Source organism: Streptomyces antimicrobicus, assembly GCF_020532625.1.
GTDB classification, from domain to species: domain Bacteria; phylum Actinomycetota; class Actinomycetes; order Streptomycetales; family Streptomycetaceae; genus Streptomyces; species Streptomyces antimicrobicus.
In genome coordinates this window covers 1-13,394 of record NZ_JAJAUY010000022.1, presented here as the reverse complement: position 1 = coordinate 13,394, position 13,394 = coordinate 1, and the positions used below count along the sequence as shown (strand labels likewise).

Below are 13,394 nucleotides of genomic sequence, written 5' to 3'. Positions count from 1 at the left end.
TCAGGGAGGTGATGCAAAAGCGAGCGCGGTGCGGCGCGCGGAAGGGGGCGAAGGGGCGGGAGGGGGAAGAACGCACCGGCGGGTGGGCCGCAGGCCGGTGGTGGCACGAGTCACCACTCCCGGGAGGCGCCCTCGGCGAACCTCGGGCACCGCCCGGGAGCGGCTGCCGCGGACCCCGCTCGGGTCCACGGCGGCCGGCCGGGGGCCGTCCCCCCCGGCCGGAACCGTGGGATCAGGCCTGCGCGGAGATCCGCGCCAGGCGCTGCGCCTCTTCCCGCGTGGAGCGGGCGATGGCGTCCTCGTCGGCGGTCAGCAGGCGGTTGTTCTCGACGATCTGCTTGCCGTTGACGAAGGAGGCGGTCACCGGGGCGGCCGCACCGAAGACCAGGGCGGTGACCGGGTCGGCGATCGAGGAGTGCAGGAAGGTGGACAGGTTCCACAGCACCAGGTCGGCGAGCTTGCCGACCTCCAGCGAGCCGATGTTGTCGGCGCGGCCGAGGATCTGCGCGCCGCCGTACGTCCCCAGGCGCAGCGACTGGCGGGCGTTCAGCGCGGCCTCGCGGTGCACCGGGTTCAGGCGGTTGATCAGCAGGGCGTTGCGCAGCTCGGTGTGCAGCTCGCCGGACTCGTTGGAGGCGGTGCCGTCGACGCCGAGGCCGACCGGGACACCGGCGGCGAGCATGTCGGGGACGCGGGCGATGCCGGCGGCCAGCCGGGCGTTGGAGGACGGGCAGTGCGCCACACCGGTCTTGGTCCGGGCGAAGGCGGCGATGTCGGAGTCGTTCATGTGGACGCTGTGCGCCATCCACACGTCCTCGCCGAGCCAGCCGGTCGACTCGAAGTAGTCGGTCGGGCCCATGCCGAAGAGCTCGTGGCAGAACTTCTCCTCCTCGACCGTCTCGCTGCCGTGGGTGTGCATGCGCACGCCGAGGCGGCGGGCCAGCTCGGCGCCCTGCTTGAGCAGCTCGGTGGAGACCGAGAAGGGGGAGCAGGGGGCGACGGCGACCTGGGTCATGGCGTCGAAGGAGGCGTCGTGGAACTTCTTGACCGTCGCCTCGGTGTCGGCCAGGGCGCCTTCGAGGGTCTCGACGGCGTGGTCCGGCGGCAGGCCGCCGTCCTTCTCGCTGCGGTCCATGGAGCCGCGGGCGAGGGTGAAGCGGACGCCCATCTCGGAGGCGGCGCGGATGATCGCGCCGGAGAGGTCGCCGGCCCCCTTGGGGTACACGTAGTGGTGGTCCATCGCGGTGGTGACACCACCGCGGGCCATCGCGGCGAGCGAACCCTGGGCGGCCGAGTAGGCCATCTGCTCGTCGATGCGCGCCCACGTCGGGTACAGCGCGACGAGCCAGTTGAAGAGGTTGTGGTCGGTGGCCAGGCCCCGGGTGATCCACTGGTAGAAGTGGTGGTGGGTGTTGACCAGACCGGGGGTCACGAGGTGGCCCGTGCCGTCGATGCGGCGTACGACGTTGTCGAGGTTCTCGGGGGCGTCGCCCGCGCCGATGGCCTCGATCTTGTTGCCGGCGATGACGATGTGACCCGAGGCGTACTCGGTGTCGTTCGCATCGACGGTCGCGATCGCACAGTTCTCGATGACGATGCGCTCGACCGCGCTGTCAGTGGCTGCCATGGGGCTTCCTCGTGCTTTCAGTGGCGGTGCGGGCACGGCAGGACCCAGGGGATTTGAGTACCGAAACCGGGGGCCGTGGCAGCTGACAGTACTGCCGCCCCGTCTGATGCTCCGGGTGCCGAGTTCAGGAAGTTCGCAGTGTTGCGGGTGGGACGCAGGTCCCGGGGCCGTGACGCGGCCCCGGGACCCCGGGGTGCCTGCTCAGAGGTTGGTCATGTCCACCGGGATGCGCGCGTCGGCGCCGTCCCGCAGGATCGTGGCCTCGATCAGACCGTACGGCCGGTCCGCGGCGAAGTACACCTCGTTGTCGTTCTTGAGGCCGAAGGGCTCGAGGTCGACGAGGAAGTGGTGCTTGTTCGGGAGCGAGAAGCGGACCTCGTCGATCTCCGAACGGTGGTTGATGATGCGCGAACCCATCTGGTACAGGGTCTGCTGCAGGGAGAGGGAGTAGGTCTCCGCGAAGGCCTCCAGCATGTGCTTCTTGGTGGCCTCGTAGGACTTCTCCCAGTTGGGCATCCGCTGCTCGTCGTCGGTCCAGTTGAACCGCCAGCGGCCCGACACCTGGGTGGCCAGGATGCGGTCGTACGCCTCCTGCAGGGTCGTGTACTTGTCCTTCACGTACCCCCAGAACTCCGAGTTGGTGGAGTTCATGACGATCAGGTCCTTGAGGCCGGAGATGACCTCCCAGTTCTGGCCGTCGTAGGTGACCTGGGTGACGCGGGTCTCCTGGCCCTTGCGGACGAAGGAGTGCTTGACCTCGTCGGCGCCGATGAACTTGGAGTTGGCGTCCGAGGTCTGGATCCGCTCCCAGGCGTACTCCTCGATGCGGATGCGCGCACGGGAGATCGGCTCCTGGCTGCCGACGAACCAGCGCGCCAGGTGGATGCCGAACTGCTCGGCGGACTCGATGCCGTACTCCTTGGCGAACGCGTACACCGTGTTCTTGGTGGTGTCCGTGGGCAGGACGTTCGCGTTCGAGCCGGAGTAGTGGACGTCGTCCATGTCGCCGGACAGGGCGACGGAGACGTTCAGGTCCTTGATGTGGTGGGTGTCGCCGTCCCGCGTGATCTTGACGACGCGGTTCTCTGCTTTGCCGTACTGGTTCTGGCCGAGAATCGTGGGCATGGTCTGCTAGCTCCCTCGGTAAACGGAGTAGCCGAACGGGTTGAGCAGCAGCGGTACGTGGTAGTGCTCGCCCGGGTTCACGGCGAAAGTGAGCGTGACCTCGGGGAAAAACGCACCGCTGTCCCTTACGCGGGGGGCGTCCTGCTGCGCCTCGGCGGCTTGCTTCTTGGCGAAGTACGCCTCGGTCTCGAAGTCGAGACGTACGTGGGTGGTGCCCTCCGGCAGTGCCGGCAGGTCCTTGCAGCGCCCGTCGGCGTCGGTGGCGCTCCCGCCCAGCGTCGCCCAGTCGGCGTCGAAGCCGGAGCGGGCCGACAGGGTGATGGCGACGCCCTCGGCCGGGCGGCCGATGCTGGTGTCCAGGATGTGGGTGGACACCGAGGCGGTGGTCTGCGTGCTCATCTGCTCTTCACTCTCCTTCTGCGAGTCGCGTCAGGCGAATCCGGTTGATCTTGACGAGCTCGCCGCGGGCGATCTCCCGCTCGGTCTCGGCGGTGTTCTCGATCCGGATCCTGAGCGCGTCGCGCATCTGCTCACCGGTCGCACCGGTGGCGCAGATCAGGAAGACGTGGCCGAACTTCTCCTGGTAGGCCAGGTTCAGTTCGAGCAGCTCGCTCTTGAGCTCCTCGGAGGCCCCGGCCATCCCCCGCTGCTCGCGGGCGGAGGTCGGGTCTCCCGGCTTCGGGCGGCCGATCGGCGGGTGGCCGGCCATCGCCTCCGCGAGGTCCGCGGCGGTGAGCTCCGCCATGGCGGCGTCGCTCGCGGCGAACAGGTCGTCGGCGGTGGCGTACGGGCGCTGGGCCAGCAGCTTGCTGCCCCATGCCGAACTGGCGCACACCTCGTGCAGCGCGGCCGCGGCCGCGCTGTCGTCCAAGGCGTTGAACCGGGAGAGCCCCGGGGTCGAACTCGAAGTCACGGGAAAGCCTCCGTGGCCTGATTGCTTTGACGGGCTGCGCATAGCTAACGCCCTCGACAACACGGCGTCAACACTTTGTTGAAACTTCCCGTACACAAAAGCCGCCGCCCGGTTGAATCGGACGGCGGCCTGTCACCTGCTGTGAAAATCAGCTCACGCTTGGTTGCTTTTGTTCGGGTTTTCCCGGTTCAAGTAGTTGTAGACCGTGAAGCGGCTCACACCGAGAGCCGTGGCCACCGTTTCGACACCGTGCCGCACGGAGAACGCGCCCCGCGCTTCCAGTATGCGCACGACGTCCTGCTTGGCCTTGCGGTCGAGCTGGGCCAGCGGCATGCCATGCCGGCGCTCCAGCGCGGCCAGGATGTGGTCCAGCGAGTCGGACAGCTGCGGCAGCCGTACCGCCAGCAGTTCCTCGCCCTCCCAGCTCAGCACCACGTCGTCGGGCTCGGCCCGGGCCGGATCCATCAGCTCGCCGCCCATCGCGTCGACCAGCGGCTTGACCGCGGTGACGAACGGGTGGTCGCGGGGCTCGGTCATGGGGTGTCCTCCCCGATCACGTTCACCTGGAGCGAGACCCGGGTGGCCCCGGCCTCCAACGCGTCGCGCAGCAGCGCGCCCACCGCCCCCAGCACCTCGCCGGCCTCACCCTCGGCGGTGTTGCCGAACGGGCCGACGTCGACCGCGTCCAGCTGGGCCTTCTGGATGACCTCGCGGGCGGCCACGGCGTGGGCGGGGGCCTCTTCGAGGTCGAAGGGCTCGGTCGTGAACTCCACTCTCAATCGCACGGCGTCAAGCTACCCCGAGGTCACGATTTTTCGGCAGTCCGCACTTGACAACTGGGACGCCCGCCTTGCAGTCTTCCATCAAGCAGAAACAAACTTCCGCAATACGGAAGGAGCGCACACCCCTCATGGGATACACGGACCAGCGCTTCGATGTGAACCTCTCGATCCTCTTCACGGAACTCCCGCTCCTGGAGCGCCCCGCGGCCGCCGCCGCGGCCGGCTTCACCGCGGTCGAGCTGTGGTGGCCCTGGATCGACACCCCCACCCCGGCTCAGGAGGAGCTGGACGCCCTCAAGAAGGCCCTTGAGGACGCCGGCACCCAGCTGGTGGGCCTGAACTTCTACGCCGGTCAGCTCCCCGGCCCCGACCGCGGCGCGCTCTCCGTGCCCGGTGAGGAGTCGGAGCGCTTCCGGGCCAACATCGACGTCGCGGCGGACTTCGCCCGGTCGGTGGGCTGCAAGGCGCTCAACGCCCTCTACGGCAACCGCGTCGAGGGCGTGGACCCCGCCGTCCAGGACGAGCTCGCCCTGGAGAACCTGGTCGTCGCGGCCCGGGCCGCCGACCGCGTCGGCGCGATCCTGCTGATCGAGACGCTCAACAAGCCCGAGTCGCCGCTCTACCCGCTGGTGAGCGCGCCGTCCGCGATCGAGATCGTGGACAAGGTCAACGAGGCGACGGGCCTGGGGAACGCGAAGTTCCTCCTCGACCTGTACCACCTGGCGATGAACGATGAGGACCTCTCCGAGGTCATCGAAAAGTACGCCGCCAAGACCGGCCACGTCCAGATCGCGGACAAGCCGGGCCGGGGCGCCCCGGGCACGGGCGAGCTGCCCCTCGAGGACCTCCTCGACCAGCTCAAGAAGGCCGGCTACCAGGGCTTCGTCGGCCTGGAGTACAAGGCCGCCGACGCCGCCGCCTCCTTCGGGTGGCTGCCGGCCGAGGCCCGCGCCGCCGAGTAAGGGGACGAAGTCCGGGCGAAGGCCCAGGCGCCCCCCGCACTTTTCGTACGTATCAAGAGAAGGACCTCATCATGAGCAACGTCACCGCGCTCCCGAAGATCGCGTGGATCGGCCTCGGCATCATGGGTTCGCCCATGTCCGAGAACCTCCTCAAGGCCGGCTACTCCGTGACCGGCTACACGCTGGAGCAGGACAAGCTGGACCGTCTCGCCGCCGCCGGCGGCACCGCGGCCGGCTCGATCGCCGAGGCCGTCAAGGACGCCGACGTGATCATCACGATGGTGCCCGCCTCCCCGCACGTCGAGGCCATCTCCTACGGCCCCGAGGGCATCCTGGAGAACGCCAAGTCCGGCGCGCTGATCATCGACATGTCGTCGATCACCCCGCAGACCTCGGTCGACCTGGCCAAGAACGCCGCCGAGAAGGGCCTGCGCGTCCTGGACGCCCCGGTCTCCGGCGGCGAGGCCGGCGCCATCGAGGCCGTCCTGTCGATCATGGTGGGTGGCGAGAAGGCCGACTTCGACGCGGCCCTGCCGATCCTGGAGGCCCTCGGCAAGACCATCGTCCTGTGCGGCCCGCACGGCTCCGGCCAGACGGTCAAGGCGGCCAACCAGCTGATCGTCGCCGTCAACATCCAGGCGTGCGCCGAGGCCGTGGTCTTCCTGGAGAAGTCCGGTGTCGACCTCCAGGCCGCCCTGGACGTCCTCAACGGCGGCCTGGCCGGCTCCACGGTCCTGACCCGCAAGAAGGACAACTTCCTCAACCGCGACTTCAAGCCCGGCTTCCGGATCGACCTGCACCACAAGGACATGGGCATCGTCACCGACGCCGCCCGCAACGTGGGTGCGGCCCTCCCGGTCGGCGCCGTGGTCGCCCAGCTCGTCGCCTCCCTGCGCGCCCAGGGCGACGGCGGCCTGGACCACTCGGCCCTGCTGCGCGCGGTCGAGCGCCTCTCCGGCTCGCAGGTCTGACCGCTGCCGCGCTCGGCGACGAGCCGGATCCCCCTCGGGGGACCTGAGTTTCCGGATGGCACCGGTGCTGACACCTGTCCTGTCGCGCCCAAGCGCCGGTGCCGTCCGGAGCACCTCCCCACCTCTATGTTCAACAAACTGTTGACGTTGCGTTCCGCCGGAATCTAGGCTCCTCCGCATGGCGGAAGACGCTTTCCGTCAGCAGCTCCCGTACGGAAGGTCCACGATGTCGAAGCGCGTGCTTACGACCGAGTCCGGCGCCCCGGTCGCCGACAACCAGAACTCCGCCACCGCCGGCGTCGGTGGCCCGCTCCTCATCCAGGACCAGCAGCTCCTGGAGAAGCTCGCCCGCTTCAACCGTGAGCGCATCCCGGAGCGCGTCGTGCACGCCCGCGGCTCCGCCGCGTACGGCTACTTCGAGGTGACCGACGACGTCACCCAGTGGACCTCGGCCAAGTTCCTGAACACGGTCGGCAAGAAGACCGAAACGTTCCTGCGCTTCTCGACCGTGGCCGACTCCCTCGGTGGCGCGGACGCCGTCCGCGACCCGCGCGGCTTCGCGCTGAAGTTCTACACCGAGGACGGCAACTACGACCTCGTCGGCAACAACACCCCGGTGTTCTTCATCAAGGACCCGATCAAGTTCCCCGACTTCATCCACTCCCAGAAGCGCGACCCGTTCACGGGCAAGCAGGAGCCGGACAACGTCTGGGACTTCTGGGCGCACGCCCCCGAGGCGACGCACCAGATCACCTGGCTGATGGGTGACCGCGGCATCCCGGCCTCGTACCGTCACATGAACGGCTACGGCTCCCACACGTACCAGTGGACCAACGCCGCCGGCGAGGCGTTCTTCGTCAAGTACCACTTCAAGACGAACCAGGGCATCCGCTGCCTGTCCTCCGAGCAGGCCGCCGAGCTCGCCGGCAAGGACCCGAACTCCCACCAGACCGACCTGCTGCAGGCCATCGAGCGCGGTGTGAACCCGAGCTGGACCCTGTACGTCCAGGTCATGCCGGCCGCCGAGGCCGCCGACTACCGCTTCAACCCGTTCGACCTCACCAAGGTGTGGCCGCACGCCGACTACCCGCTGCAGCGCGTGGGCCGCCTGGTCCTCGACCGCAACCCGGAGAACGTCTTCGCCGAGGTCGAGCAGTCCGCCTTCTCCCCGAACAACTTCGTCCCGGGCATCACCGCCTCGCCGGACAAGATGCTCCAGGGCCGCCTGTTCGCCTACGCCGACGCCCAGCGCTACCGCCTCGGTGTGAACCACACCCTGCTGCCGGTCAACGCCCCGAAGGCGACCACCGCGCAGAACTACGGCCGCGACGGCTTCATGGCGCAGCGCAACGGCTCGCGCTTCGACAAGAACTACGAGCCCAACTCGTACCAGGGCCCGGCGGAGACGGGCGACGCGCTCGGCGCCCCGCTGGCGGTGTCCGGCTGGACCGGCACCCACGCGGCCCCGCTGCACACCAAGGACGACGACTTCTTCCAGGCCGGTGAGCTGTTCCGCCTGATGTCCGAGGACGAGAAGAAGCGTCTGGTGGCGAACATCGCCGGCGGCCTGTCCCAGGTCTCCCGCGAGGACGTCATCGAGAAGAACCTGGCTCACTTCTACGCCGCCGACGCCGACTACGGCAAGCGCGTCGAGGAAGCCGTCCGCGCCCTGCGCGAGGACTGAGCCTCCCCCGAGAACGCGCCGGGGGCCTGACGGGAGGTCAGGCCCCGGGTGCCGGCCCGCTGCCGAGGACCCGGATGAGGGGTGGTTCGCGGCAATGGGCAGGACGAGGACCGCGGTGGTGTCGAGCCAGTGCGGTGGTAAGGACGCGTCAGGCACGTCTCTTGACCTGAGGGAGACGCCGTCTGCGGGTCCGTCGCCACCACCGCGGTCCCAGCCGCCTCGGGTACAGGGGCCACGCACAGAGCCCCCTGTACCTGAGGAATTCCTCCTCCCCTTGGACCCCGCCCGGCGGGTGCGAACGTCCTGTCGCGCCAGCCTCGCCCCGTCGGGCGGAAACAACCCAGAGAGCCGAGTCACGGACGGTCCCGTGGCTCGGCTCTCTGTCGTGGGCGGGGGTGCCTCAGGAGGCCAGGATGCGGGCCTTCTGCGCGGAGAACTCCTCCTCGGTGAGCACGCCCTGCTCCTTGAGCGTGGCGAGCTCCTTCAACTGGCTGATCTTGTCGTCCATACCGGGCGGGGGCGCCGCCGCCGGGGCGGGCGGCGGTTGGAGCGGCGCCTCCGGCGGGGCCTCCTGCCGGGCCCAGCGGCCGGCCTGCCGGCGCGAGACGCGGTTGGAGACGGCGGTGGCCGTCCCCGCGATCGCCGCGGTGCGTACGACGCCTCGAAGTAGTCCGGGCATGCTGTTCGCCTCCGTCTCCTCAGGCCGCCGCGTCGAGCGCGTCCAGCGCCTCGACCACGTGCTGGACCGGTACGCGGCCGCTCGCGATCATCCGGGCATCGGCCCTGCGGAGGGCGCCGGCAAGGGGCGCCGCCCACAGGTTCTCGTACAGCAGTACGGCCGCGGAGTCCCCCGGTTCGAGGAGCGTGCCCGCCTCGGAGATGTCCTCCTCGCCCAGCAGCCCCGAGGAGACCCCCTCGAAGAGGGTGAGGTCGAGGCTGCCGTCACCCGTCACGTCCGCCAGGGCCAGCCCGCGCACCGCACCGTCCTCGCCCTTGGTGAGGAAGGTGAGGTCGAGGATGCGGATGATGCCGCGGTCCACGAGGTCGGCCAGCAGCGGCATCCCCTCACCGGTCAGGTGACTGCCCGGGAACTGGACCACCAGGTAGTCGATGGGCCCCAGCTCGTCGAGGCCGTTTTCTCTGGTCACGTCTGCTCCTCCCGTCACGTCTGCTCCTGCCGTCACGCCGGCTGCTCCGGTCACGCCGGTTCCTGCTCACCGCTCGGACCGGCGGGCCTGAACGACCGTAGCCCGCGGTACGGCCCGCGGAGATCACCCCCGACGGGTGAGGTGGGGGGTCCGGGTACCCGGCCATGCTCAAGGGGCACGACGTACACCCGGAAGGGGTGATCGACCATGTGCCGGTGGCTGGCCTACTCGGGGACGCCCGTGCTGCTCGACACCATCCTCTACAAGCCCGCGCACTCGCTGATCGACCAGAGCCTGCACTCCCGGCTGGGCGTGGAGACGACCAACGGCGACGGCTTCGGGGTCGGCTGGTACGCCAGGGAGACCGGTACGGACACCCCGGCGGTCCTCCGGGACGTCGGACCGGCGTGGAACAACCGCAACCTCCGGGAGATAGCCCAGCACGTCATGTCACCGCTGGTCTTCGCGCACATCCGGGCCTCGACGGGCACGGCGGTGCAGCAGACGAACTGCCACCCCTTCCGGCACGGCCGCTGGATGTGGATGCACAACGGCTCCATCGTCGGCTTCCACCAGCTGCGCAGGGAGCTCTGCGTGGCGGTCGAACCCTCCTTGTTCCTGGAGATGGAGGGGACCACGGACTCCGAGGTGATGTTCTTCCTGGCCCTGACCCTCGGCCTGGAGGAGGACCCTCCGGGCGCGGTGGCCCGGATGGTGGGCCTGGTCGAGCGCACCGGCCGCGCGCACGGCGTCGCGGACCCTGTGCAGATGACCGTCGCCGTGACCGACGGACGGGCGGTGTGGGCGTTCCGCTACGCCAGCGCCGGCATCGCGCGGTCGCTCTTCTACAGCACCCGGGTGGAGTCCCTGCGGGCGCTGCACCCCGACGTGAGCTTCCTCCAGGAGGTGTCCGACGACACGCGGCTCGTGGTGTCGGAGCCGCTGAGCGACCTCCCCGGCGCCTGGAACGAGGTGCCCGAGCACACCTACGGGGTCGTCCGGGTCGGTCACGACTCCCTGCACACGTTCGCCCCCTTGCCCGCCTGACCTGGTGAGGAGCAACCATGACCTTCCCCGAACGCCCCGCCGCGCAGCCGCCGGCCGAGGACGACGAACCCTTCGGCCGCTCCTCCGCACCGCCCGGCAGCCCGGGCGATCCGCTCGACCGGCTCGCGCTGCTCGGCGCCTCCTGGACATGGGTGCTGGCGTCGGCCCTGGCGACGCTGGTGTTCGGTGTCCTCCTGCTGGTGTGGCCGGACAAGTCCCTGCACGTGGTGGCGGTGCTCATCGGGCTCTACCTGCTGGCCGCGGGCGTCTTCCAGTTCGTGGCGGCGTTCGCCGGACACCCGCAGGCCGGTGAGCGGTGGTCGCGCCTGCTGGTCGCCGTGGTGTACGTGGTGGCCGGCGTGCTGTGCCTGCGAGGTCCCCGGCTGACCATCACGGTGCTGGCCCTGATCATCGGCATGGTCTGGCTGATCTCCGGCATGCTGGGCGTCTACGCGGCGGTCGCGGACAAGCAGCTGGCGCACCGCGGCCTCGCCTTCGGGATGGCGGCGCTCGGCGTGGTCGCGGGCATCGTCGTGCTGTGCCTGCCGATCGAGTCCGCCGTCGCCCTCACCCGCCTGCTCGGGCTCTGGCTGGTGCTGCTCGGCCTCGCGGAGACCGCAGCGGCCTTCGCCCTGCGGTCCGCCCTGCGGCGCTGAGCGGGGCTCGCACACGCGCGGGCCCCCGTACCCTCCTGCGAGGGGACGGGGGCCGCGGTGCTGCTCGGCGGGCCGCCGGGGCGGCGGGCCGGTCCTAGCAGTCTCAGACCTTCAGGGCCTTGATGGCGGTCGGAGCGTGGCCCGGCTCCGTGGCGAGCTCCTCGAACTCCGTGACGTCGCTCATGTCGACGGTCTTGCTCATCGCGATGTTGGTGACGCGCTCCAGGATCGCCTCGACGACGACCGGGACCTGGAACTCCTGCGCCAGCTTCTTGGCCTGCTCGAAGGCCTCGCCGAGCTTCTCCGGGTCGGTGACGCGGATGGCCTTGACGCCCAGGCCCTCGGCGACCTTGACGTGGTCGACGCCGTAGACGCCGATCTCCGGGGTGTTGATGTTCTCGAACTCGAGGTTGACCTCGAAGTTGATGCCCAGGCCGCCCTGCGCCTGACGGATCAGGCCCAGGTAGGCGTTGTTCACCAGGACGTGGACGTAGGGGACCTTGTGCTGGGCGGCGACCGCCAGCTCCTCGATCATGAACTGGAAGTCGTAGTCGCCGGACAGGGCGACGACCGGGACGTCCGGCTGCGCGGTGGCGGCGCCGATGGCGGCCGGGATGGTCCAGCCGAGCGGGCCGGCCTGACCGCAGTTGACCCAGTGGCGCGGCTTGTAGACGTGCAGGAACTGGGCCGCGGCGATCTGCGAGAGACCGATGGTGGTGACGTAGCGGGTCTCCGGTCCGAACGCCTTGTTCATCTCCTCGTAGACGCGCTGCGGCTTCATGGGGATGTTCTCGAAGTGCGTACGGCGCTGCAGCGTGGCCTTGCGCTCCTGCGCGGAGGCGGCCCAGGCGGTGAAATCGGGGAGCTTGCCCGCGGCCTTCCACTCCTTGGCGATCTCGACGAAGAGCTCCAGCGCGACCTTGGCGTCGGAGGCGATGCCGTAGTCCGGGGCGAAGATCTTGCCGAGCTGGGTGGGCTCGATGTCGACGTGGACGAACTTGCGGCCCTTGGTGTACGCCTCCAGGTTGTAGCCCGTGTGGCGGTTGGCCCAGCGGTTGCCGATGCCGAGGACGAAGTCCGACTCCAGGAACGTGGCGTTGCCGTAGCGGTGCGCGGTCTGGACGCCGACCATGCCGGCGGCCAGCTCGTGGTCGTCCGGGATGGTGCCCCAGCCCATCAGGGTGGAGATGACCGGGATGCTGGTCAGCTCGGCGAACTCGACGAGCAGGTCGGAGGCGTCGGCGTTGATGATGCCGCCGCCGGCGACGATCAGCGGGCGCTCGGACTCCAGCAGGAAGCCGAGGGCCTTCTCGGCCTGGGCGCGGGTCGCGGACGGCTTGTAGACCGGCAGCGGCTCGTACGTCTCGGGGTCGAACTCGATCTCGGTCAGCTGGACGTCGATCGGCAGGTCGATCAGGACCGGGCCCGGACGGCCGGAGCGCATCAGGTGGAAGGCCTGCTGGAAGACGCCGGGGACCTGCGCGGCCTCCAGGACGGTCGTGGCCGCCTTGGTGACCGGCTTGGCGATGGTGGCGATGTCGACGGCCTGGAAGTCCTCCTTGTGGAGCTTCGAGACCGGGGCCTGTCCGGTGATGCACAGGATCGGGATCGAGTCCGCGATCGCGGAGTACAGGCCGGTGATCATGTCGGTGCCGGCGGGGCCGGACGTACCGATGCAGACACCGATGTTGCCCGCCTTGGCGCGGGTGTACCCCTCGGCCATGTGCGAGGCGCCCTCGACGTGGCGGGCGAGCGTGTGGTTGATGCCACCGACGTTCTTGAGCTCGCGGTAGAAGGGGTTGATGGCCGCGCCGGGCACGCCGAACGCTTGGTCAACACCCTCGCGCTTGAGGATCTCCACGGCCGCGGCAGCGGCGGTCATACGAGGCATCGGTACTCCTGCGATCAGGCTGTTTTCCGGGAGGTTTCCGTAATCCGGAAGTATTGTTCTGCTATACGGAACAAGCTAAACGGAGGTCTTCCCGCACGTCAAGGCGCCGCCGCACCCCGGAACCCACCAAAAGCCAGGTTTCGGTCGGTGAGTTGCACAAAAGGCCCGGGCGCCGGGAAGGACGTGGGATGGTGACGTGGGACGCAGAAGCGCACGGCGCGTGGCACTCAGGGGTGGAGGTCCGATGGCGGAGAAGGTTCCGGTGCGCTGCCCGGCCTGTCTGAACGAGAACGACTACGTCGTCCCGGTCTTCCCCTGCGCCTGCGGCAGCCCGGTCTCCCCGCCGCTGGACCTGCTGGAGCCGGCCGTGCCGCTGACGCACCGGACCTGGTCGGAGGGCTGGGTGGCGGTGCGCTGCGGCTCCTGCGGGCGGGAGAGCGAGTGGCCGCGGCCGGAGGTGGGCTGCACGGGCTGCGGGACGGTCATGCACATCCCGGTGCGACCGGTCCGCCCGGCGGCCTCGGGGCAGCCGGCGCCGCTGGTGTCCCGGCCTGGTGCGGGGCGGGGCGACGGGGCGCCTGCGGGCGC

Annotated in this window: 14 protein-coding genes and 1 pseudogene; 6 read left to right on the top strand and 9 right to left on the bottom strand. The window is 69.6% G+C overall.

Going from position 1 to position 13,394, the window contains the following annotated elements; genetic code table 11:
• Positions 1–232 precede the first annotated feature (232 nt).
• From LG632_RS08565 to LG632_RS08540, 6 genes are all read right to left on the bottom strand, one after another.
• The gene (locus LG632_RS08565; RefSeq protein ID WP_226726253.1) at positions 233–1,627 is read right to left on the bottom strand and encodes an 8-oxoguanine deaminase; all 1,395 of its coding nucleotides are present in this window, start codon (positions 1,625–1,627) and stop codon (positions 233–235) included.
• 201 nt (positions 1,628–1,828) lie between these two features.
• A complete protein-coding gene (gene pucL / locus LG632_RS08560) occupies positions 1,829–2,752 on the bottom strand; it encodes a factor-independent urate hydroxylase (RefSeq protein ID WP_226726252.1) in 924 nt (307 codons plus the stop codon).
• A gap of 6 nt (positions 2,753–2,758) precedes the next feature.
• Entirely contained in the window at positions 2,759–3,151 is a 393-nt protein-coding gene (uraH, locus tag LG632_RS08555; RefSeq protein ID WP_226726251.1) for a hydroxyisourate hydrolase, read from the bottom strand.
• A gap of 7 nt (positions 3,152–3,158) precedes the next feature.
• Positions 3,159–3,665 (bottom strand): 2-oxo-4-hydroxy-4-carboxy-5-ureidoimidazoline decarboxylase, encoded by a 507-nt coding sequence (gene uraD / locus LG632_RS08550; protein ID WP_226726250.1) that lies wholly within the window; start codon positions 3,663–3,665, stop codon positions 3,159–3,161.
• A gap of 153 nt (positions 3,666–3,818) precedes the next feature.
• Complete coding sequence (locus LG632_RS08545) at positions 3,819–4,202, bottom strand: helix-turn-helix domain-containing protein (RefSeq protein WP_226726249.1); 384 nt, start codon at positions 4,200–4,202, stop codon at positions 3,819–3,821.
• Entirely contained in the window at positions 4,199–4,450 is a 252-nt protein-coding gene (locus LG632_RS08540) for a hypothetical protein (RefSeq protein WP_226726248.1), read from the bottom strand. Before LG632_RS08540 ends, LG632_RS08545 begins: the two co-directional genes overlap by 4 nt.
• Before the next feature lie 125 nt (positions 4,451–4,575).
• Between LG632_RS08540 and LG632_RS08535 the strand changes: the two genes are divergently transcribed.
• The 3 genes from LG632_RS08535 (at position 4,576) to LG632_RS08525 (ending at position 8,064) form a co-directional block, all read left to right on the top strand.
• Complete coding sequence (locus LG632_RS08535; RefSeq protein WP_226726247.1) at positions 4,576–5,409, top strand: TIM barrel protein; 834 nt, start codon at positions 4,576–4,578, stop codon at positions 5,407–5,409.
• Positions 5,410–5,480: 71 nt separating this feature from the next.
• Positions 5,481–6,380: a 2-hydroxy-3-oxopropionate reductase gene (locus LG632_RS08530; RefSeq protein ID WP_226726246.1), complete on the top strand. Its 900-nt coding sequence runs from the start codon at positions 5,481–5,483 to the stop codon at positions 6,378–6,380.
• 226 nt (positions 6,381–6,606) lie between these two features.
• Complete coding sequence (locus LG632_RS08525; protein ID WP_226726245.1) at positions 6,607–8,064, top strand: catalase; 1,458 nt, start codon at positions 6,607–6,609, stop codon at positions 8,062–8,064.
• Positions 8,065–8,464: 400 nt separating this feature from the next.
• Here the strand turns inward: LG632_RS08525 and LG632_RS08520 are convergent, their stop codons facing one another.
• Positions 8,465–8,743: an SHOCT domain-containing protein gene (locus LG632_RS08520; protein WP_226726244.1), complete on the bottom strand. Its 279-nt coding sequence runs from the start codon at positions 8,741–8,743 to the stop codon at positions 8,465–8,467.
• Between the two features lie 19 nt (positions 8,744–8,762).
• Positions 8,763–9,185, bottom strand: a complete 423-nt coding sequence (locus LG632_RS08515; protein ID WP_226726294.1) for a DUF6325 family protein — start codon at positions 9,183–9,185, stop codon at positions 8,763–8,765.
• Positions 9,186–9,419: 234 nt separating this feature from the next.
• Between LG632_RS08515 and LG632_RS08510 the strand changes: the two genes are divergently transcribed.
• Positions 9,420–10,259, top strand: a complete 840-nt coding sequence (locus LG632_RS08510; RefSeq protein WP_226726243.1) for a class II glutamine amidotransferase — start codon at positions 9,420–9,422, stop codon at positions 10,257–10,259.
• A 17-nt stretch (positions 10,260–10,276) separates the two neighbouring features.
• On the top strand, positions 10,277–10,915 hold the full coding sequence (locus LG632_RS08505; protein WP_226726242.1) for an HdeD family acid-resistance protein: 639 nt from the start codon (positions 10,277–10,279) through the stop codon (positions 10,913–10,915).
• 103 nt (positions 10,916–11,018) lie between these two features.
• Here LG632_RS08505 and gcl read toward each other — a convergent pair whose 3' ends face one another.
• Positions 11,019–12,806 (bottom strand): glyoxylate carboligase, encoded by a 1,788-nt coding sequence (gene gcl / locus LG632_RS08500; protein WP_226726241.1) that lies wholly within the window; start codon positions 12,804–12,806, stop codon positions 11,019–11,021.
• A 244-nt stretch (positions 12,807–13,050) separates the two neighbouring features.
• Here gcl and LG632_RS08495 point away from each other — a divergent pair.
• Positions 13,051–13,394, top strand: a pseudogene (locus LG632_RS08495) (hypothetical protein); the annotation flags it as partial.

Coding starts and splice junctions, on each gene's coding strand:
- pucL (WP_226726252.1), bottom strand. CDS start 2,752: ATGCCCACGATTCTCGGCCAGAACCAGTACGGCAAAGCAGAGAACCGC.
- gcl (WP_226726241.1), bottom strand. CDS start 12,806: ATGCCTCGTATGACCGCCGCTGCCGCGGCCGTGGAGATCCTCAAGCGC.
- LG632_RS08565 (WP_226726253.1), bottom strand. CDS start 1,627: ATGGCAGCCACTGACAGCGCGGTCGAGCGCATCGTCATCGAGAACTGT.
- LG632_RS08510 (WP_226726243.1), top strand. CDS start 9,420: ATGTGCCGGTGGCTGGCCTACTCGGGGACGCCCGTGCTGCTCGACACC.
- LG632_RS08530 (WP_226726246.1), top strand. CDS start 5,481: ATGAGCAACGTCACCGCGCTCCCGAAGATCGCGTGGATCGGCCTCGGC.
- LG632_RS08535 (WP_226726247.1), top strand. CDS start 4,576: ATGGGATACACGGACCAGCGCTTCGATGTGAACCTCTCGATCCTCTTC.
- LG632_RS08505 (WP_226726242.1), top strand. CDS start 10,277: ATGACCTTCCCCGAACGCCCCGCCGCGCAGCCGCCGGCCGAGGACGAC.
- LG632_RS08520 (WP_226726244.1), bottom strand. CDS start 8,743: ATGCCCGGACTACTTCGAGGCGTCGTACGCACCGCGGCGATCGCGGGG.
- LG632_RS08525 (WP_226726245.1), top strand. CDS start 6,607: ATGTCGAAGCGCGTGCTTACGACCGAGTCCGGCGCCCCGGTCGCCGAC.
- LG632_RS08545 (WP_226726249.1), bottom strand. CDS start 4,202: ATGACCGAGCCCCGCGACCACCCGTTCGTCACCGCGGTCAAGCCGCTG.
- uraH (WP_226726251.1), bottom strand. CDS start 3,151: ATGAGCACGCAGACCACCGCCTCGGTGTCCACCCACATCCTGGACACC.